We start from the raw sequence: 19,766 nt of genomic DNA, 5'->3' as shown, positions 1-19,766 counted from the left end.
TGCATACATTGCTATTGACCATTAGGCTTGTGAAAATTTGGCAATTCTACCGACGCTAGGGACTTAAGCCCTTTCCGTGGTCGCTGGGGATAAACTACGGGTGAAGGTGATTGAGTATCATTAGCAATGTCATCAAATGAATCTGGCGCTAAGTCATTCATCGGAAACTCTTCCTCATTTATTGGTGACTCTGCTAAATTATGCTCCTCCGATACTGTAGAAGTTTTTTCAGTTGGGGATAAAGTGAAAGACAATAAGGAGTCAGTCGGAAAAGGATTTACTTCTACCGTTGGTGCTAATGGTTCTTCTGGTATTTCCGCTTCTTCTACATTTGTAACCAAGGTTTCCCAGACAGTTGTATCCACTGACTGACTTTCTACAACTACTTCAGGTGTAGATGGTGTTGGTGACACACTACTTGGTTGGGAGGCAAAAAACATTTGAATTAGACTATCTATTTGCTGATCTAATTCTGCTGAACCCACCGATGGTGCTGCTTGAGGAGTAGTAGGCGGTTCATCTTCTGTAGGTTCTGGTTCTGTGGGCTGGGAGATTGTCCGTATATCTTCCTGAACCTCATTTTTCACTGGCCAGTTCCACACAGAAGGTGGATTTGGCGTTGAATAATCGCTAGTAAATGGCTTTGGTGTTGAAGGTTCTTCCCAAGATGGCTCAGAATTTTCTTTTGGGGTTTCTGGTTCTGCTGACCAAGGTTGAATGGGCTGGGCATTGGGAAATAAAGATCGGGCTTTTCTCGCAAATCTTGTTTTGTGGCTATTGGTGTTACCAGAACTGCTATGATTTGCTTCTGGAATGTCGTAGTTAGGAATCGATGTATCTAAAGATTTTTCTAGGGCAGCTTTAAATTGCAAAGTTTGACGTTGCTGGCGCATTAAGCGAGTACGTAGCTCTCGACAAGCGTTTTCTGATTGAATTACTTGTTGTGATTGTTCACTATAGTTAGTTTGTAATATGGCGCATTCCCTCTCTAATTGGGCTAGGCGCTGTTGGCTAATTTGTAATTGTGCTTTATAACTTTCTATGAGGATTTCTTGACGTTGAGTAGTTTGAGAAGCAGTTTCTAACTGTTGAAATAGTGATTGGATTTGTTCTTGGGCGGCGGCTAGTTCTTGGGATTGTTGATTGAGCATCGACTCTGTGACACCAGAGCGTCTTTTTTGCCACTGCAAAGCTTTTTCTGATTCAGTTAAGTCATCTCGCAGATGCTCTACCTGCTGATACAGTTCGTTATTGGCACTACGCAATTCTTCATTTAATGCCAGCAACTTTTGAAATTCCACATCCACAAGTTTTTGCTTTTCACTCTCAGGCTCAACAACCCAATCTTTCTGAGTTGTGTCAGTGGATGAATGGGGATCTGGTATCTTGTCCTGTTCATCTTCTGCTGGTTTGAGGAGTGGCAAGTTGGCAATGGTACTATTTTCAGAAGGCACAACTGAGTAAAAAGGACACATTGCCTGTTCTGGTTGTAGTGAATTAGCAGAAGAATTAAGAGATTCCATCACAGCCCTATTGTTTGAGATGTCAGCTTCATTCATCACTCGTGAACCACCCACTGCAAAAATGCTCGCCTTGAGCATTGCTGATTAAAAGCTTAAGGGTTACGCTATGAGCCAAGTTCAACTTTTCTCTAGGATGGTTAATTAGTCACTTATTAGTGTTCCCTGTTTTGCATCCATAACTGATGTCGTTATAACATTATGGACTTATACTCCGTCAACCTTAGATATGACGGGCATTTTCAGTTGAAATGCTACAAATATACAATCACCAGTACAGATACTGAATAGGGGTGAGAACCTACTTGGCCTTTGTCAACAGTTATGAGTTATGGCAGTAGGCACACAGTATGAGACAAAAAGTCAAAACATTACTGCTGTTGACATTCACGCTCTTTAAATGTGCTAATCTATATGCCTTTGGCTATAGCAGGTCGTTGGTAGAAATTCGCACGCTGGAGAAATACCGTCTCTGTATATAATTTATCAAATACTCAGCTTATGGAAGCAAAATAAAAATTTAAAAAATTATTGGTCAATGGTCAATGGTCAATGGTCATTAGTCAATAGTCAATAGTCATTAGTCATTAGGGAACAGGCAATAGGCAATAGGCAATAAGCAATAGGCAATAGGCAATAGGCAATAGGCAATAGGCAATAGGCAATAGGCAATAGGCAATAGGCAATAATCATTAGCAATTCTTATTCTCCCCTGCACCCCTGCACCTCTGCACCTCTGCACCCCTCACTCCCTCACGGTAACCAACGGGGGTGAAAGCCGACGAAGGGTAGTTTTTCTGGTTTGATAGTGCTAAGGGCTGTGTCGGAGATGGGTAGAAGTGGCATTAGCCAGAGACTACTGGTAGCGATCGCTTCACCATCATCTGTCTTCAATGGGCTGGCTGTTTTGACGTTGGGGTTTACTTGGGGAACTACTTGGTCAAATAATAAGCCTAAACCATCTGGTGATAAGCTCATTTGGACGTTTCTTTGTTCCACGGGCAACACTAGTAATGGTCTTTGTTGTCCTGTTTTTACGTCAATGGCTACCAAGTATGGCTGTTCTATGTATTGTTCTTTTGATACTAGCTGTGTCAGCAAGCAATAGAGGGTGGGTGAGGCTGTATCGAATTGGCAGCTAAGAATTGAGCCTGTGGTTTTTAACAGGGGTTTTTGAGTGCCTTGGTTTGTCACTAAAAACAAATCTCTTGTGTAATCTGTATTAAATTTTACCATTGCCGCTTGGGAGCCATCTTGGGAAAATGCCTGAACTAGACCAAATTGAGGCAGAAAATCTAGAGGTTTACTGGCATCTTTTTGTAGGGGGAGAATGGCGGCTCCTTGCCCTTGGGCGACGGCTACAGCTTTACTGTCGGGGGTAATCATAAAATCCCCTCCTGGTTGGCTTTGTAGGCGTTGTGGGATGGGTTTTTCTCCTGGTTTGGTGGTGGCTGACATAAACCACAGTCCGAAGTCGCTGGGATTATTTCTATTTCCCCGTTGAATAACTATAGTCTCTCCATCTGGAGATAGGTCAAATTTGAGATTTTGGTAGTCTTTATTGTCTACAATCAGGTCAATTTTCCCGGCTGGTTCGGCTACTGTACCAGACTCGGCCAAGATTCCTGTAGTGACTGTGTAAATTTGGGCTGAGAGCAAGTCTTGGTTATTAGCAGCACGTGCCGATAATAAGATTTTTTCACCATTGGGAAATGGTTTAAAGTCCATCACTACCAAGTCTTTGGGCGTAAGTACTTGTTTCTGTTCTTGCGTCAGGTTATAAAGCACAAGTTGCCCCTGGTCTTGTGATTCGGCTCCTATGTAGAGAATAACGCGATCGCGTGTACGAAATTGCCCAGTAAAGGGTTGAATGACGCGATTTGATTGCTCTTGTTCAGCAAACTTATCTTTAGCTCCTTGTAACTGTACTTTATAGTTTGTCCCGTAAGGTGGTGGTGTAATCAGGGTATAAACCAATCTTCGCCCCGCCCAACTGACTTTACCAGCTAAGGGTGGTTCAATTTTCAAGTTATCTTCCACACTTTTTGTGTCCATAGGACGGCTAAAAGTCAGGGTGAAAGAGCTATCATCTGCCCCAATTTGTTGATTTTGCCAACTAAAATCTCTGACACGAGATGCCACAACATCCCCTTGTAAAATCAAGAAGCCAATTAGCAAACTCAAAATTAACATTGAGGCGATCGCTACACGATCTAATGGTTGGAGAAATGCTTTGTTGGTCATGAGGAGTGGAGAGTGAGGGAGTGCTGTTAGCGGAAGCGGGGCGTTCAGCCCGTGCTGTTAGCGGAAGCGGGGCGATGCAGCCCGTGCTGAGTGAGGGAGTTCTAACCAATGACTATTGACTATTGACTATTGACCATTGACTAATAACTATATGGATTTGCTGGTTGGGGAATTTTTTTGAGTGAGTCAGCGACAATGGTTAGTTGACGTTTACCACTTAGGGTTTCTGTTGTCATTTGGCCTGTTACTTCTAGCCAAGTGTCGGGGGAATAGCGTTCTTGATTTTTGCCTAGCTTGACTGGTAAACCTACTGGGTAAGCATCTGCTGCGCAGCAGGTTAAAACGAATCTTGCCAGAAAAATATACTCTTGACCAATATCCGGTGGGTGAATCACAAATCCTTGTACCTTGACTTTTTGCCCTGTATATGCGTCTGGTTCAGGGTAGACATTAAGTGTACGTACCCAGTCTACAAGCGATCGCTCTTCGGGACGCACGGAGGCGCGAAAGGCTTGGGGTTTGACACGACTGGTGGTTAATAAATCAGTCACACCTCTTTGGAGGGCTTTATCGCTGGCAAAAACTTGTGGTGTGATGATAAATCCCAGAATTGCCGCAATTAACAACAAGCCACTACCCCAACCAGGAGCAAAAAAGGTGATGTGTTGAGGATTGGCTGTTAAATCACGGGGATGGTGTTGCCACAGTTCTTTTGCTCTCAATAGACCAAAAACGATTAAGGCAATACCAGCTAATATTACTAACCAAAAATAATTAGGATGAATTAACAAATTTAACTTGCCAGTCACCCAATATCTCAGCATTAATACACCCCAAGCTGTAATTGCTAAGACATCGAGCCAAGAGAGTAATTTATGGGGAACTTGAGATTTAGTCATTGGTTATTAGTCATTAGTCAATGGTCAATGAATGGTCAATGGTCATCAGTAGTTGCTGTGGACTTTTGACTTTTGACTCTGGACTGATTTATCAAAGAACGTGCAAGTTGATGAATAGAGTTAACAAAAATGTCAGTAGTCCGGCTAGGGCAAATAGGTAGAAAATAGTTTTGGGCTTGAAGATGGATAACATTAAACCGACACCTTTAATATCAATCATCGGCCCAAAAACCAGAAATGCTAGTAGAGAACCACTACTGAAAGTTGAGGCAAAAGATAGGGCAAAAAATGAATCAACAGTGGAACAAATTGATACTACTGCGGCTAGCACTAGCATGACAAGAATGGAGCTAATTGGCCCTGCACCCAGACTGAGGATTAAATCACGGGGAGCTAATACTTGTATTGTGGCAGCGATCGCACTACCAATTACCATCACACCACCTAACTCGCGTAATTCTATAATGCTGTTGTCTAATAAGAGGCGTAGCCTATCTTTTAAGGGTTTGCTGGGAGTGTTTTCAGTTGCTGGGACTAGGTTGGCATCTAGGCGCATGGGCATACCTGGTTTACCGCCTAAAATATAAGTCCCTGGACGTAGCATACTCGGTGTACTTGTATCCTTTGAGGGTTGAGAGAATCTGCCCCGGCGTTTAGGTTCGGGTTTGCTTGGGGGATTAAATTTTAAGTATCGGGCAAGTGCAGGTTGGACTATGGGTTGTAAATCTGTTTGAAAACTGAACACAACACCAATAATCGTGGCAATCAATAAGGAAAATACCACACGCAAAACAACGATTTCTGGCTGTTCTCGAAATGCTGTCCAAGTTGCCCAAATGACAATGGGGTTAATAGTCGGTGCAGCTAATAAAAAACCCACTGCTACAGGTGTGGGTACTCCTTGCATCAGCAAGCGTCTTGCCACTGGGACATTCCCACATTCACACACTGGAAACAAAAAGCCCACCATACTACCGACTAAAGCACCCAATATGGGATTCTTGGGCATTTTTTCTACTAATTTGCTCTCATCTACAAAAAACAGTAGCAAGCTAGAGAATAAAACCCCCAGCAGCAAGAAAGGCATCGCCTCGACTAGCAGACTCAGAAATATAGTGAAACCATTGTTCAGTTGATTCATGGGTGTCGCAGTCAAAAGCGGTTGAGATTTTTGAGGTTATGCCTAGTCATTCTATCGAAATGGGGATCAAACGCATTGCAGGGTTACACAACATTATCAAAACTATGAGCTTGTACTCTCTTGAAAATGAGTTCATTTCTGCCTACCCCACTCCTTTACATACCTACACCCTAAAACCAGGGTTTTAGAGACACATCTGAAAAACTTATTTATTTGAGTAAATTTACTATTGATAGACAGTTTTTAGATTGCTGTAGTTTATAAATGGTTCCAAGTTTAGCAGAATGAGTCGTGATATACATAATGCGTAAGGATACATCCGTCAGAATACAGGAGTCAGAATAGTTCAAATTCTCATATTTGATGAGTAAGCTAATATTTCTAAACCCTGATTAATTCTGACTTCTGACTCCTGGGTGCTGAATTCTTACCATAATCTTTCATGAGCTATTTTTGCTTAAACCTATTTTAGGTAAGCGTTGGTGTATATGAATTTCCAGGAATTTTCCTCAATTATTTATAAATTTTTCACATCAGGGATAACTCTCACTTGATTCATGATCCCCATGTACAAGAGACTGAGTATTAATGCAGTGTTTTCACGTAATAAGATTTCAACTGATGGCAATGTATACTAAATTATTGCTTGGTATATATTTTCTAAATATTGTTTAAGTATTAAATCCAAGAGCTAGAATATTAGCTTCATACTAGCCAGTCTTCGTACACATCAGAATCTACCGTGTCACAAGAATATTGTTATCAAATCTCACCCCCAGTTTTATCTGTTGGCAGCGATCGCGATCTGGGTTTAGAGTCTACTCTCCAAGAGTTACCAATGTACAACTTTCAAGTGGAGGTTGGTTGTACTGGTGCAGAAATAGCCAAGTATTTTGATAAATATCCTTTGCTGCCAGGAGCCATTTTAGTAGAACAAGGCAAGTTTATCGGCATGATTTCCCGACGGCGACTGGTGGAGTGTTTGATTCGTCCCTACGGGCAAGAGTTGTTCTTTAAAGAACCTTTGGATGTTCTCTACAGTTATACTCGTATAGCAATATTAGTGCTAAATGATACGACTTCTATTTTAACAGCAATCCAACATAGCTTGAGGCGATCGCCAGAGTTTCTGGCTGAACCCATAGTAGTTCAAACAGCAGCAAAAGAGTACCGATTATTAGATATCAATGAATTGAACATTGCTGCTTGGCAAATTCGCGGTATAGAAACCCAGGTGCGCTACGAACGTAGTCAAGCACAAATGATTCAAAATGATAAAATGGCTAGGCTGGGCAGGCTAGTAGATGGGGTAGCTCATGAAATTTTAGATCCTGTCGGTTTTGTCTGGGGTAATTTAACTTATATTTCTAACTACAGCCAAGATTTACTGAAACTCATAGCTACATATGAAAAATTTTTACCCGAATGTCCGGCAGAAATAAGTTATCTCAAAGAAGAAATTGAATTTGATTATTTAGAACAAGATTTAGCGAAAGCCTTAACTAGCGCTCGTTCTGGAGCCGAAAGATTAAAAAAACTGGTTACTAGCCTGCAAAATTTTTGTCATATCGATACAATTTACCCTAAACCAGTAGATTTACACGCCTGTATAGACAGCATTGTCATTTTAATTAAAAGTCGCTTAAAAGGAGAAATTGAAATCATCAAAAACTACGGCAAACTACCGCCAATTTCTTGCTTTATTGGTCAGTTAAACCAAGTTCTTATGAATATTTTAAGTCAAGCTGTCGATACTTTATTAGATGAAGCAGTACGCCAGCAATTACAAGCAAATTGCCACAAAAATCATCAACAAGCAACAATCGAAATCACTACAGAAGTTCTTTCCCAAGCACCAACCAAACCGAACGAAGCAGACTCACGCTGGGTTTCTATCTGTATTGCTGATAATGGCCCTGGAATGTCTGAAGAGCTAAAACAGCAAATTCTTGATAATTTTTCAGTAGAAACAAGAGCAAATAAAGAAACAAGTTTAGCAGTCAGCTACCAAATTATCACTGCCAGACATGGAGGTAAGTTAAATTTTTATTCCCATCAAAATATAGGCACAAAATTTGAGATTTTACTGCCTTTAATTTAGGTAATAGGCAATAGTCAATAGGCGATAGATGTAAGAGGTTATTTGAAAAGTAGTTGGCTGTGATTTTAGGCACTTATTGATCCCCTTGAGCCTGCCCTTAAAAAGGGGTGAATATGAATCAAAGTCCCCCTTTTTGGGAGGAGCCAGTCGCTACAATTTTTTTGCTTTACTAACTGATGCACCCTACATATAAAATGTTAAGGCCCAACTCGTGTGACTCGCATACAGCCACGGCCATCATTGTAGACTTGAACAATGGAATATTGATCTGACCGAACTAACAGACCTACATACTGAGCTGCATTTGCACTAGTATCACAAATGGTTGTTGGTTCACCAGAACGGAATGCTCGATCTGACCAAGTACACTGACCAGGAGATAAACCTTGAGGTGCTGCACCTGGCCCAGCTTGGAAACCTATTTGTACGCCATTATTACCATCATTGCGTATGGTTAATGTGCCACCACCACGATAAGTTAATGGGTAGCTCTGTTGAGCAGAGGCAGTATGAATGGGCAAGGTTGGAGTTAATATAGCAACTACAGCAGCAATCTTGAATAAATTGGTAAATATTGTCATCTTTCAACTCCTGAAAATTGCAGAGTTAATTGTTTTTAAAGTTGGAGAGTAAGACTATACTTATTCTCCCAAAAACTATTAGGTTTGATGAATAAGTTTTATGCACTGTGTTCAAGAAGAAAGTCAGTGTGATGACTATTTACTCAAAAAGATTAGGGAGGTTCCTTACTCCATGAATTACTCTGACAATTTCTCTGCCTTCTTCATTGAATCTGTTAAAAATTAAATATGGCGTTTTTCAGTCTGGTGAAGTACAGTAGCAACAATGAGTAAACCAATTATAAATATCATTTAAGGAGACTTGGTTAAAAGCAGTTTCAATCGCCTTTGCTAAATCTGGATAACTCCTAGCACCGATAGAACGTAGTATGTTCTTAACCTTTGACCAACAATTTTCAATTGGTGAAAAATCAGGAGAATATGGTGGTAAATAAATCAACTTAGCTCCAGCAGCTTTAATTAATTAATGGACGCGAACTCACAAGTCAGATCAAGCGATGGCACATACCCAAAACCAAACGCGATAACTTCGTTAAGCTGCGCTAACGCACTTCTCCAAGACAACCAAAAGGTGATCGCATGCGGCATTTAGCTTGCTACCTTGTTCAAAAAACTGTTGAAGCGATCGCTATCCATCAAGCCATTTTCCGACAGTATTCGTCGCACTGCAACTAAATGCAATGTTCTTACATACGCTTGTTGCTCGTAACCAGGCAAAACTATTAATGTCCCAGATGATGGATGCTGGTAAATTTTTTGAGAGCCAAAGGTCTGCATGGTTACAAACCCTGTCTCTAAGAGCAATTTCTCTAATTCTGTGAATTTAATTTCTCTAACCATGATGACGAATTACTCCTTGTAACTGGCTGAGAACATCATTTTTAAATTTAGCAAATATTTCGATCGCCTGCCGATTTAATACGTTGTCTTTAGATAAACGCACAGTTACACTATCACCAACATTGGATAAATCCAATCCCTCAAGGCTTTCAAAATATGCTTGTATGTATAACCAATAAGCTTGGCTATTTTTGGCATCATATACAATTAAAATACATGGCATTGGTTCAAGCAACCATAGTTCTAAATCTGAGCGTGTGAGAACAAAAGTAATAGTTTTTTGGTCGGAAAGTATAGATAATGAATCTGTCGCCTTTAACTGTACATATATCTGACCATTTTCAATTTCACCTTCAGCATTATAAGTAAATATAACTAGATCGTAGCCATAATCGTACTCAATACGCTCTACAGAATAGCCACATAGCAGGACGTATCGTTCAACATAATTTACACTTAAATCTGCTATTATATGCTCTCTTGGTCGCTTTTTTCGGGGCATTTACTGAGATTTTTTCAATATCATCAATATTATCAAAGTTATGTAGGTTATGTAGCCGTTTATTCATATTAAGCTTTGTACATCGCACTCTCATCAACCCTAATAAATGCGATCGCACTTTCCCAACATCACAAAGGCGATCGCACATCTCTAAAACCAGACGCGATAACTTCGTTAAGCTGCGCTAACGCACTTCATCCCCTCAACAATAAATGGGATCGCACAATTCCCAAAACCTAATAAATGCGTAGCCGTAAGGCTTGTCGTCAGACATCGCCCTCTTTCCCATCAACCCAAATGCGATCGCACGCACTGCAAATCTCTAGCCCAGCAAACGTTTGAGTTGCTTATACACTTCATCGTCGTTACGTTTACCGACTAAAATCACCTCGACCAAATCTGCATCTATATCAAAGCGGTAAACAATACGATATTCTCCAGAATCTACCCGATAGTATCCTGGATAACCAGTTAATTCTTTATAATCTGCGGGTAAGGGGTCAACATTGAGTGACATTACTTTTTTCGCTATTTGGGCAGCTATTTTAGGTTGTAAACCTTTGAGGAAATCGAGAACCGTCTCTAAACCGTCTAATTTCGCCATACCATAAATTAATCATCAAACGCTGCTAGACGTTCTAGTTCATCTGTAAAAATCTCCGAACCAACCATTTTAGAATTAGCCACAGCCATTTGTGCTTGTTGACCTAAAATTAAATCTTCTAATTGAGCAATTTGATTCATTAATTGCTCGTAATTTTCCACTGACATAATTACGTAACTAACTTGCGATTGGCTTGTTAGTACGACTGGTTCCGTCGCAGCTTGTTCTAAAACATCGCTGTGGAGATTTTGGATGTCTCCAAGGGTAAATTGGCGCATTTTCAAGCTTTCCTAAATGCTTATGAAGAGATTATAGCAACTACATCATTTGCCCTTCATCCCATCAACAATAAATGCGTAAACGCACAGCGGCTTGTCGTCAAACATCGCACTTCCACAAACCATAATAAATGCGATCACACAATTCCCAAAACCTAATAAATGCGTAGCAGTAAGGCTTGTCGTCAGACATCGCACTTCATCCCATCAACAATAAATGCGATCGCACTTCATCCCCTCAACAATAAATGCGATCGCACAATTCCCAAAGCCTAATAAATGCGTAGCCGTAAGGCTTGTCGTCAGACATCGCCCTCTTTCCCATCAACCCAAATGCGATCGCACTTCTCAAAACTACCAAAATGCGATCGCACTTCATCCCATCAACAATAAATGCGATCGCACTTCCCCAACACCACTCAGGCGATCGCACTTTCTCCTCAACCCAATAAATGCGATCGCACTCTCCCTACATCACAAAGGCGATCGCCATCTCCTCAATCTCAATAAATGCATAGCGCAGCTATTTATTGTCAGGGCAAATTTCTTTTCGCACATTAGGACGAGTGGCAAGGTAATCATCCAACCAATTACAACTTCGTTCTAGCATTTCTTCTAGGTTATAAGTTAAAAACAGACGTATCATCCCATCATTAGAGGATGTTTTAAAAGTCAGAGCAAGTTAAAAATTATGCTAATCGCCTGACCATGATGCGAATCATAGCAATATAGATGAAAGTTTCAGAAGTTTCCGGCAGGTGTTCATAATCCTTACTCAAACGCCGACACCAATTGAGCCACCCAAATGTTCGCTCTACAACCCACCTTTTTGGTAAATGGACAAAGCCCTTTTGCTCTAAAGGTCTGAGAACAATTTCCACAATCCATCGAAACATATCTATGACCCAACGTGCAAACTCCTCGCCTCTATAGCCCCCGTCCATCCAAATTGTGTGCAATCGTTTTACCTTGCCACCCATACCATGAACTTGTTCTAGGACTTTTTTAGCCCCTTGTCGCTCAGGAATAGAAGCAGACGTAACCAAAACTCGTAAAACCAGCCCTAGTAAATCCACTGTGAGATGACGTTTCCTTCCATGTATTTTTTTAGCGGCATCATAACCAACTTCTTGGTAGATCATTGTTGCTGTTTCTACTGATTGGCTATCTACGGCAGCTTCCGATGGGCTTGGCTCCCGTCCGGCTGCTACCCTTGCCCACTGGTAAAGTTTGTCGTGTACTTTTAGCCAAGTACCGTCTACACGCCATCGGAGGAAATATCCGTAAACTGTTTGCCACGGAGGAAAATCCCCCGGTAACCCTCGCCAACTACAACCCTCATAAAGTACATACAAGATGGCATTTACCACTGCGTACATGACTGTATTCCGAGGACGACCGCCTTTCTTGGCTTCTGGAAACAGGCCTGAAATCAGTTCCCACTGTTCCCAAGTTAAGTTACTAGGATATGCTTTAGTCATTGACTCACAAGGTGCTGTTATCTGTAATCTCAGCTTAAACCTTGTGAGCTTTTTTACGATAGTCCCCCACTTTTAAAACATCCTCTTAAATTTGTTGATACAAACCCAACAAACTACCAGCAATTTGATCATCAATGACAACCCTTTCCCGGATTGTTTTTAAATGTTGTGGTTCATCTAATGATTCCCAATTATTAATTATTTTTTGTCTGACTACTTTCCCTATCCAATCTAAAGCGTTAGGTTCTGGGGTATAACGTTTGGAATATGTAGATAATTCTTGCAGGAGTAACTTACAAACTTTCTGTGTCAAAAATGGTTGTCCACCTGTCCAACCTAAAACCCCTTTCATCACTTCTTGAATATTGCTTACCTTCCCCCTCAATCCTTTGGCTAAGGGTTTGATTTCCTCCTCTTTAAAACCATTGAGTTGAATTGCTCGACCAATATTAAAAGGTGTTCGTCTTTTATCTTTAATTAAATCGCTAGGAGTAGCAACACCAAGTAAAGCAAAAGTCAATCGGTTATATTCTGCATTTAAAGTTCGCTTTTCATAGCAGCTTCTAATTAGTGCAAAAAAATCATTAGATCGGAATTTTAAACTAAGAATACTATCGATTTCATCAATAAAAATAATGATATTACTATTGACTTTTGGGAGCATTAACTCTTCTAGAAACAACCCAAATCGCTGCACAGGAGATAAATTGATGCGTTCATTCCACCAAGTCAATAATTCTTGTGGTGCTTCCAGAATTTTCAGTTTCGTCACCAACGTATAAGCGATACCCGCATATCATTGTTGGGGGTTGCTCTCATCGCTACCTATTTCATTCAAATCAATCTTGGCACAAGCGAATCCTTCATCTTGCAAACGTTTCATTGTCTGGTTAAGCAAGCTGGTTTTACCCATTTGTCGGGAGTTAAATACAAAACAAAACTCCCCCGCTTTCAACCACTGATAAAATTCTGTGTCGGCTTTCCTAAATACGTAACTGGGGGCATTTTCTGGTAAACTGCCACCAACTTTATACTCATAATCTCCGGTCATAATTTATCCACAAAAATAAAAAATATGTAGTGGCGTGGCAAGGCTAAAATAGTGCATTAGGTGTAGGTTGGGTTGAGGCTTTGCGAAACCCAACGCCCGGATAAATGTTGGGTTTCGTTCCTCAACCCAACCTACAATTTTTTTGCATCATTTTAGTCGTGTCAGTCCACTACTAGTAAGTTACATTAAATAGCTACACTACCTGATTTAAGGCAAGAGAATATCAAGTACTGATTGACTTTTTATCGATTTGTTATCGACTTTACTACATAAACACTTATCCTTTAAGCTAAATTTTGTAGCCATTTCGATAATTTAGCCATGCTTCGCTCAACACGCTCAGTAGTATTACGCGATAAGAAATGTCAACAACAGGTTATAGACCGCTTGCATGGACAATACTGTAGTCAGCAAGATTTAGCCGAGCATGTAGGAAAAGTCCAAAGTACAGTAAGCAATTTTCTCAATATGCAACCAGTTGACCGTGGAAAATTTATCAAGATTTGTGCAGCTTTGGGTATAGAAGATTGGCGAAGTGTTGGTATTCCCTACATTCGTAAAAAATCAGATAAAACCGAAAATGGCAATTCAGAGGAATTAGAAGAATTAGAGGAAGTCACAACTTCACCAACTCCAGCACCAACCAACTATCTAGAATATCCAGAGGGACTCGTAGCACTGACTTCCAGCTTTTATGTCGAACATCCCCCTATGGAAAAGTACTGTTTTGAGGAAATTCGCAAACCCGGTTCCTTGATTTGTATTAAAGCTCCCCAGAAAATGGGTAAATCTTCCCTACTAGCGCGGATTATTCAACAAGCGAAAAATCAAGGCGACGCAACGGTAGTAATCAACTTTGAGCTAGGGGAGAAGCAATTTTTCAGCAACTTAAGTACATTTTTACGCTGGGTTTGCGATCGCATTATTTCAGAATTGTCCAAAGAGAATCAAGCTTTAGGAACAGAACTGCTAAATAAACTAGATGCACATTGGCAATTTGCTCAAAGCTTTGGTGGTAAGGTGGCGGTAAAAGATTATTTTGAGCGATCTTTGCTTCCCCAACTGAACCAACCCTTGACTTTGGCACTGGAAGAGGTGGAGATATTATTTGAATATCCAGGAATTTATAAGGACTTTTTCGGACTGCTGCGGATTATGCATCAAGAAGCAAGTCAGCAAGAAATTTGGCAAAAATTACGCTTAGTCATAGTACATTCCACTGAAGCTTATATACCCATGAACATTAACCAATCCCCGTTTAATGTGGGTTTACCAGTGGAATTACCAGAATTCACCCCCGAACAAGTGCTAGATTTAGCAAAGCGTCATCAACTGCAATGGAGCGATACAGAAGTCCAGCAATTACAAGCAATGATCGGTGGACATCCTTTCTTAGTACGTCTAGCTTTGTATAAAATAGCCTATCAGGAAGTCAGTTTAACTCATCTGCTGGAAACCGCACCCACCGCCACCGGAATTTACAGTAACCACCTGCGCCATCTGGGGTTAATTTTGACACAACAAAGCGAATTAGGCGCAGCAATGAAAGAAGTGGTAAATGGTAACAGTTCAGGAAAATTCAGCGATGCAGTTAGGTATAAATTAAAAGCCCTGGGTTTAGTAAATCTGTTCAATGATGAAATGAAACCACGAAATGAGTTATATCGTCAGTATTTTCAGAATTTTTTAGGAAGTTAATAAATACTAAATAAAAGTCGTTAAATTGCGCGATTTTCTTTGGGCATAACTCACATAGGTGTAGGTGACATTAAGGTTGTCGAGTTCAGCAGACAATCTCATGTCACACAAAGCACTCAATAACAAACGAATCAAAAACCTCATAGCAAGCGCACTGTTTGCATTTATCTTCCTTGTACCAACCGTAGTTCGTGCAGAAGACGATACCGAATATATTTATCAAGTCGGAGAGCAGCTAGAAACAAAGGCATTTGCATTAGGTTTAGGAAATTACACTTTAACTCACGAACCTACCATCGATACCCTCCGTGAAGGTCGTTCCCAATATATCAACATAAATCTGCGTGCAGGTATTTCCTACGGAATTGTCGGAGTCTGTGACAGCGATTGTGCGGATTTAGATATTGCCATGACTGATGAGCGAGGAAATCTAATTGCTTCGGATTTAGAGGAGGATGATATTCCTGCTATTACTCTCAATCCCGATCGCAGTGGCAATTATCGCATCTGGGTAAATATGGCTAATTGTAATAGCAATACTTGTTACTACGGCATAGGTGTATTTGGTCGATAAATCCCAATCACCTCATTCAAATTATCCGATTCAAAAGGGTGCAAAGCGACAATTTAAGGTTTACTTTATAAATTACCTCTAAGTTGTTTAATGATGAAATGTCAATTTTTGCTAGTCACTTGCCGATGAAAAAAGAGTGGCGACAGTTGCCACTCCAAGAGTTTAAATAGAGGAGATGAAACTTGAGCAAAAATTACTTGCCGTTACCGTTGCTACCGTTACCGTTGCTAGCGATAACACGTTCGGCTAGTTTTTCGGGGACTTCTTGCAGATGATCATATTCCCAATGGAAGGAACCAACGCCGAGGGTGAGCGATCGCAGCTCTACAATAAAGTTCTGCATCTCGGCTTGTGGTAAGTAAGCCGAAACATGATCCCAACCTTGCCAGTCTTGTCTGCCTTCATAGCCTAAAATTTGCCCCCGTCTACCACTCAGCAGTTGCAGTACCTTGGAGGTAAATTCGCTGGGTGTGGTGACTTGCACTCGTAAAATTGGTTCTAATAAGGTGGGTTGAGCTTGGGGTATGCCTGTTTGCATGGCTAAACGGGCAGCTTGTTTAAATGCTTGTTCGGAACTATCAACGCTGTGATAGGAACCATTGGTTAAAGTGACAGCCACATCAACAATGGGGAACCCTAAAGGCCCGTGTACCAGAAACTCCCGCACACCCATTTCTACCCCAGGAATATATTGTCTAGGCACGACACCACCGACAATGGTTTCTTTAAAGTTAAAACCATCACCTCTGGGTAAAGGTTTAATATCGAGGAACACATCACCAAACTGTCCATGTCCACCGCTTTGATGTTTGTAGCGTCCATGAACTGAGTTTACAGGTTTGCGGATAGTTTCTTTGTAAGGTACTTGTGGTAAGTGAGTCGTCATGGGCAAGTTATATTTGCGGCGCAGTCTATCTAAGGCGACTTGCAAATGAATTTCACCTTGTCCCCAGAGAATCACTTCATGGGTGTCTCCGTGTTGTTCCCAAGCCAGGGAAGGATCTTCTTCTAATAATTTGGTGATAGCGGCGCTGAGTTTGACTTCATCGTTGCGCTTTTCTGGGGTGATGGCGAGGGCATAGACTGGTTCTAACTGTTCGGCTTTGGGTAGTTCTGTCGGTCGTTCTGTGGAAATGGTGTCTCCTGTCTTGACTCCTTCCAAACGACTCAAGGCGACGATTTCCCCAGCATGGGCTTCATTGACTGACTGTTGTTGTTGTCCCAGGAGGCGATAAATTCCACCAGTGCGAACACCGTTGACAATCAGACCATCGGTTAATGTACCTTGCCAAATCCGCACCAAGGAGAGTTTACCACCTTGAGGAGTGTAATAAGTTTTTAATACTTGCGCTAGCGGGGCTTTAGTGGTTTTACCTTTGAGGCGACGGGTAGCTGTGGTTTCTGGTTCTGGTGCTTCCCGGAGTAATGCTTCTAATAAAGGTCTCACGCCATAATCTTGTTCGGCTACACCAAAGAAGACGGGGACTACTAAATCTGCCCCTAACTCCATTTTTAAATCTTGGAGAATTTCTTCTTGGGGTGGTTCAATATCTTCTAAAAGTTCTTCCAATAAATGATCATCAAAATTTGCTAATGCTTCAAGCATTTCTGCGCGGGCAATATGTTCTTCTGCCTTGAGATTTTCGGGGAAGGGAATGGGGTCAGCAGGTGCGCCGGCATGATATTGATAAGCTTGTTCACTCACCATGTCGATGAAGCCGGTGAGTTGTTCCCCTCCGAAGTTTGGATCGGCGGAAGCCGCCGCTCCAACTTCTCTTTGCATGATGGGGTATTGATGTGCTACCAAGGGACGGCTGGAAACGGCTTTGAGGGCGTGTAATGTTTCGAGGACATGAATGTTGGCTCGATCCATTTTGTTAACGAAAACAAGATGGGGAATTTCCCAATCGTCTAGGAATTTAAATAAAGGAGCAAGAGTTAAAACGCGATCGCGTATTGGTTCACAAACGACAATTGCCGCATCAACGCCGATCAAAGCGTTGTATGTTTCTTGGGCAAATTCCACACTACCGGGACAGTCTATAAATGTAAAGCGAGTGCGGTTATACTCGGTGCTAGCAGTACTAATCTCGACGCTAATATGGCGATCGCGTGCTTCTGCTGCACTATCTCCGACTGTGTTACTATCCTTAACGCTGCCTTTGCGCGATATGGTTCCGGTAACAAATAATAAACTTTCTAGTAATGTGGTTTTTCCACTTAAATAAGGGCCGACAATGGCAACATTCCGCGAACCTAATCTGACTTTTTCGTTCATAAAGCCTCCCTTGCGGTTAGTCTCTCTGACCGCATAACCCTGTTTTCTCAGGGATGAATCATTGTTCTGTTGCAGGAGAATTATCCCCTCTTTAACTTGCCATTATCCTTCTTTTAATCAAAGGCAAAAAAAATTGTAGCCTCTCGTAAGATTTATCTTAAGAAAAGTTAAGCGTTCCAAACTTTAATGCCAAATCAAAACTTTTTGTTAAAACATAATTTTTAACGAAAGTTTTTATGAAGTAAAGATAACAAAAACGATTTTGAGCTATTTCCCCAATGAAACTATTATCTTCTCCATACCGCATCACAAAAATGCTGAGTTTGCTATTAATAAGTGGCATCTGGACACCAGCAATAGCCACTGTCCCCATCAAGCACCATTTCCCCATTCCTCTGTTGGCACAATCTATCGTACCTACAGCCACAACCTTTTTAAATCAAGGCTTACAGGCGATTCAATCTGGGAGAATTTCTGAAGCGATCGCCGCTTTTCAAACCGCCTCTCAATTAGATCCTACCTTAGCCCCGGCTCATTACAATTTGGGTTTAGCGCTGCGACAAACTGGCAAGTTACAACCAGCAGCCGACGCATTTTATCGAGCAACTCAAGCTGATCCTAATTTTGCTTTAGCCTTTGCAAATTTAGGCGGAGCATTGTTAGAAGGCAATAATTTACAACAAGCTAGTGACTATTTACAACGCGCTCTAGAAATTGAACCCAGGATAGGCTTTGCTCATTATAATTTAGGTTTGGTGAGAGAACAACAACAAAATTGGGAAGGAGCGATCGCCTCTTTTAAAAAAGCAGTAGAATATAGTAAAAATGCTCCAGAACCTCACTACCATTTAGGAATTTGTTACTTACAACAAAATAAAATCAATTTAGCCAAAGAAGCTTTTAATCAAGCTGTAAAAATCAATCCCAAATATCCCGAAGCTCACTATAATTTGGGAGTGGTTTTAGTTAATCAAGGGAACTTTACAGAAGCACTAGCAGCCTTTAGAAAATCAGCCGAAGCTAATCCTAATTATCCCAATGCTTATTACGGTGCTGGGTTAGCATTTATGCAATTAAAAAAATATGGAGAATCGGCTAAAGTGTTTAATTATGCGCGAAATCTATATAAATCTCAAGGTAACTCTCAGTGGGAAAAAAATGCAGAAAAATTGTTACAACAAGTACAAAATTTAAACTCTTCATCTCGCGGAGGTAAGAATAATTAATCTGCGGTAAAAATGAAAATATGGAGTGAATTAACTAATGAACTAGACGAAAATGGAAAACCAAATGCAAAAACGCAGCAAAAGCCGATTTTTATTTTGCGATCGCTGGCTTGATCGCCACTCAATTGTCCGCAATATGGAAGCCTTTCAAGACTTGTTAGTAGTAGTTTTATGCCTATCTTTGTTTGCCGTGATGTTAATTCAATTGTGGGGCATATTCATCGCCATCACACAAGCACTAGATTATAAACACATCACCGCCAAAATACTCTTTATCCTAATTCTGGTAGAATTATTTAGACTCTTAATGGTCTATTTACAAGAACATAGCATTGCTGTCGGTGTAGCTGTAGAAGTAGCCATTGTATCTGTTTTGCGGGAAGTAGTTGTTCATGGCGCACTCGAAATTTCTGCCATGCAAACAGCCGCCATTTGTGGCTTATTATTTATTTTGGGCGCTTTATTGATCGTCTGTGCCAAAACACCACACATGGATTGCATGAGTGCCAATACAAAACTTTGCCCCATTTCCTATCAAGGAAGCAAGCAAAGGCAAACAAATTTAGAGTTGCAGTACTCACGTCACCATGATGAAAATCAACTTTTAGGGTGAGTTATTCTGGATTGGGTGAAGCGTAGCTTAAAGCAATAATTGTGCTGTTTTCAATCACATTAAATCCAATCTAAGTTAATTAGAATCATTTAGTTAAACATGAGATCACTCTCGTTTAACTAACGCCATAAAACA

The 19,766-nt window shown here is 40.9% G+C and carries 18 protein-coding genes and 2 pseudogenes; 7 read left to right on the top strand and 13 right to left on the bottom strand.

The genetic code is table 11. The features are described 5' to 3' along the window. Positions 1-11: 11 nt before the first annotated feature. The 4 genes from FD725_RS13950 to FD725_RS13935 form a co-directional block, all read right to left on the bottom strand. Entirely contained in the window at positions 12-1,559 is a 1,548-nt protein-coding gene (locus FD725_RS13950; RefSeq protein WP_179051538.1) for a hypothetical protein, read from the bottom strand. 714 nt (positions 1,560-2,273) lie between these two features. Beyond that, the gene (locus tag FD725_RS13945; RefSeq protein WP_179048676.1) at positions 2,274-3,764 is read right to left on the bottom strand and encodes an Ig-like domain-containing protein; all 1,491 of its coding nucleotides are present in this window, start codon (positions 3,762-3,764) and stop codon (positions 2,274-2,276) included. Positions 3,765-3,904: 140 nt separating this feature from the next. Further along, positions 3,905-4,663, bottom strand: a complete 759-nt coding sequence (locus FD725_RS13940) for a TIGR03943 family protein (protein ID WP_179048675.1) — start codon at positions 4,661-4,663, stop codon at positions 3,905-3,907. A gap of 91 nt (positions 4,664-4,754) precedes the next feature. Further along, positions 4,755-5,804 carry a permease gene (locus tag FD725_RS13935; RefSeq protein WP_179048674.1) on the bottom strand — a complete coding sequence of 350 codons (1,050 nt, stop codon included), beginning with the start codon at positions 5,802-5,804 and terminating at the stop codon, positions 4,755-4,757. A 742-nt stretch (positions 5,805-6,546) separates the two neighbouring features. Between FD725_RS13935 and FD725_RS13930 the strand changes: the two genes are divergently transcribed. Continuing rightward, entirely contained in the window at positions 6,547-7,905 is a 1,359-nt protein-coding gene (locus FD725_RS13930; protein ID WP_179048673.1) for a sensor histidine kinase, read from the top strand. 197 nt (positions 7,906-8,102) lie between these two features. Here FD725_RS13930 and FD725_RS13925 read toward each other — a convergent pair whose 3' ends face one another. The 4 genes and pseudogenes from FD725_RS13925 to FD725_RS13910 form a co-directional block, all read right to left on the bottom strand. Further along, positions 8,103-8,486, bottom strand: coding sequence for a hypothetical protein (locus FD725_RS13925; protein WP_179048672.1), 384 nt, complete (start codon positions 8,484-8,486; stop codon positions 8,103-8,105). A gap of 238 nt (positions 8,487-8,724) precedes the next feature. Continuing rightward, a pseudogene (locus FD725_RS13920) lies at positions 8,725-8,949 on the bottom strand (transposase); the annotation flags it as partial. Positions 8,950-9,074: 125 nt separating this feature from the next. Next, entirely contained in the window at positions 9,075-9,326 is a 252-nt protein-coding gene (locus FD725_RS13915) for a type II toxin-antitoxin system HicA family toxin (RefSeq protein WP_015131012.1), read from the bottom strand. After that, entirely contained in the window at positions 9,319-9,828 is a 510-nt protein-coding gene (locus tag FD725_RS13910) for a DUF4365 domain-containing protein (RefSeq protein WP_179048671.1), read from the bottom strand. The genes FD725_RS13915 and FD725_RS13910 overlap by 8 nt, the downstream gene beginning before the upstream one ends. A gap of 75 nt (positions 9,829-9,903) precedes the next feature. Between FD725_RS13910 and FD725_RS13905 the strand changes: the two genes are divergently transcribed. Next, on the top strand, positions 9,904-10,068 hold the full coding sequence (locus FD725_RS13905; RefSeq protein ID WP_179048670.1) for a hypothetical protein: 165 nt from the start codon (positions 9,904-9,906) through the stop codon (positions 10,066-10,068). A gap of 82 nt (positions 10,069-10,150) precedes the next feature. On the opposite strand, the gene FD725_RS13900 is transcribed toward FD725_RS13905, so the two are convergent. Then, positions 10,151-10,432, bottom strand: coding sequence for a type II toxin-antitoxin system RelE/ParE family toxin (locus tag FD725_RS13900; protein ID WP_179048669.1), 282 nt, complete (start codon positions 10,430-10,432; stop codon positions 10,151-10,153). An 8-nt stretch (positions 10,433-10,440) separates the two neighbouring features. Further along, positions 10,441-10,710 carry a type II toxin-antitoxin system prevent-host-death family antitoxin gene (locus tag FD725_RS13895; protein WP_179048668.1) on the bottom strand — a complete coding sequence of 90 codons (270 nt, stop codon included), beginning with the start codon at positions 10,708-10,710 and terminating at the stop codon, positions 10,441-10,443. A 217-nt stretch (positions 10,711-10,927) separates the two neighbouring features. Here FD725_RS13895 and FD725_RS13890 point away from each other — a divergent pair, with 217 nt between their 5' ends. Beyond that, positions 10,928-11,317 (top strand): hypothetical protein, encoded by a 390-nt coding sequence (locus FD725_RS13890; RefSeq protein ID WP_179048667.1) that lies wholly within the window; start codon positions 10,928-10,930, stop codon positions 11,315-11,317. A gap of 82 nt (positions 11,318-11,399) precedes the next feature. Here the strand turns inward: FD725_RS13890 and FD725_RS13885 are convergent, their stop codons facing one another. Continuing rightward, complete coding sequence (locus FD725_RS13885; RefSeq protein ID WP_179048666.1) at positions 11,400-12,191, bottom strand: IS5 family transposase; 792 nt, start codon at positions 12,189-12,191, stop codon at positions 11,400-11,402. A gap of 85 nt (positions 12,192-12,276) precedes the next feature. Continuing rightward, positions 12,277-13,242, bottom strand: a pseudogene (locus FD725_RS13880) (AAA-like domain-containing protein). A 321-nt stretch (positions 13,243-13,563) separates the two neighbouring features. Between FD725_RS13880 and FD725_RS13870 the strand changes: the two are divergent. Together FD725_RS13870 and FD725_RS13865 are read left to right on the top strand one after the other, a co-directional pair. Continuing rightward, positions 13,564-14,940, top strand: a complete 1,377-nt coding sequence (locus FD725_RS13870; protein WP_179048663.1) for an AAA-like domain-containing protein — start codon at positions 13,564-13,566, stop codon at positions 14,938-14,940. Between the two features lie 100 nt (positions 14,941-15,040). Then, positions 15,041-15,514: a hypothetical protein gene (locus FD725_RS13865; protein ID WP_179048662.1), complete on the top strand. Its 474-nt coding sequence runs from the start codon at positions 15,041-15,043 to the stop codon at positions 15,512-15,514. Between the two features lie 193 nt (positions 15,515-15,707). Here the strand turns inward: FD725_RS13865 and FD725_RS13860 are convergent, their stop codons facing one another. Beyond that, the gene (locus tag FD725_RS13860) at positions 15,708-17,792 is read right to left on the bottom strand and encodes an elongation factor G (RefSeq protein WP_179048661.1); all 2,085 of its coding nucleotides are present in this window, start codon (positions 17,790-17,792) and stop codon (positions 15,708-15,710) included. A 278-nt stretch (positions 17,793-18,070) separates the two neighbouring features. Between FD725_RS13860 and FD725_RS13855 the strand changes: the two genes are divergently transcribed. Both FD725_RS13855 and FD725_RS13850 read left to right on the top strand, forming a co-directional pair. Further along, complete coding sequence (locus tag FD725_RS13855; protein ID WP_179048660.1) at positions 18,071-19,018, top strand: lipopolysaccharide assembly protein LapB; 948 nt, start codon at positions 18,071-18,073, stop codon at positions 19,016-19,018. Positions 19,019-19,070: 52 nt separating this feature from the next. Beyond that, a complete protein-coding gene (locus FD725_RS13850) occupies positions 19,071-19,631 on the top strand; it encodes a phosphate-starvation-inducible PsiE family protein (RefSeq protein ID WP_179048659.1) in 561 nt (186 codons plus the stop codon). Positions 19,632-19,766 lie beyond the last annotated feature (135 nt).

The organism is Nostoc sp. TCL26-01, assembly GCF_013393945.1.
Classification (GTDB): domain Bacteria; phylum Cyanobacteriota; class Cyanobacteriia; order Cyanobacteriales; family Nostocaceae; genus Trichormus.
The sequence above is the reverse complement of the archived record's forward strand: the minus strand, read 5'-3'. Positions and strand labels throughout refer to the sequence as shown.

Coding starts and splice junctions, on each gene's coding strand:
- FD725_RS13895 (WP_179048668.1), bottom strand. CDS start 10,710: ATGCGCCAATTTACCCTTGGAGACATCCAAAATCTCCACAGCGATGTT.
- FD725_RS13950 (WP_179051538.1), bottom strand. CDS start 1,559: ATGAATGAAGCTGACATCTCAAACAATAGGGCTGTGATGGAATCTCTT.
- FD725_RS13850 (WP_179048659.1), top strand. CDS start 19,071: ATGGAAAACCAAATGCAAAAACGCAGCAAAAGCCGATTTTTATTTTGC.
- FD725_RS13865 (WP_179048662.1), top strand. CDS start 15,041: ATGTCACACAAAGCACTCAATAACAAACGAATCAAAAACCTCATAGCA.
- FD725_RS13890 (WP_179048667.1), top strand. CDS start 10,928: ATGCGATCGCACTTCATCCCCTCAACAATAAATGCGATCGCACAATTC.
- FD725_RS13925 (WP_179048672.1), bottom strand. CDS start 8,486: ATGACAATATTTACCAATTTATTCAAGATTGCTGCTGTAGTTGCTATA.
- FD725_RS13900 (WP_179048669.1), bottom strand. CDS start 10,432: ATGGCGAAATTAGACGGTTTAGAGACGGTTCTCGATTTCCTCAAAGGT.
- FD725_RS13885 (WP_179048666.1), bottom strand. CDS start 12,191: ATGACTAAAGCATATCCTAGTAACTTAACTTGGGAACAGTGGGAACTG.
- FD725_RS13940 (WP_179048675.1), bottom strand. CDS start 4,663: ATGACTAAATCTCAAGTTCCCCATAAATTACTCTCTTGGCTCGATGTC.
- FD725_RS13935 (WP_179048674.1), bottom strand. CDS start 5,804: ATGAATCAACTGAACAATGGTTTCACTATATTTCTGAGTCTGCTAGTC.
- FD725_RS13915 (WP_015131012.1), bottom strand. CDS start 9,326: ATGGTTAGAGAAATTAAATTCACAGAATTAGAGAAATTGCTCTTAGAG.
- FD725_RS13910 (WP_179048671.1), bottom strand. CDS start 9,828: ATGCCCCGAAAAAAGCGACCAAGAGAGCATATAATAGCAGATTTAAGT.
- FD725_RS13870 (WP_179048663.1), top strand. CDS start 13,564: ATGCTTCGCTCAACACGCTCAGTAGTATTACGCGATAAGAAATGTCAA.
- FD725_RS13855 (WP_179048660.1), top strand. CDS start 18,071: ATGAAACTATTATCTTCTCCATACCGCATCACAAAAATGCTGAGTTTG.
- FD725_RS13945 (WP_179048676.1), bottom strand. CDS start 3,764: ATGACCAACAAAGCATTTCTCCAACCATTAGATCGTGTAGCGATCGCC.
- FD725_RS13860 (WP_179048661.1), bottom strand. CDS start 17,792: ATGAACGAAAAAGTCAGATTAGGTTCGCGGAATGTTGCCATTGTCGGC.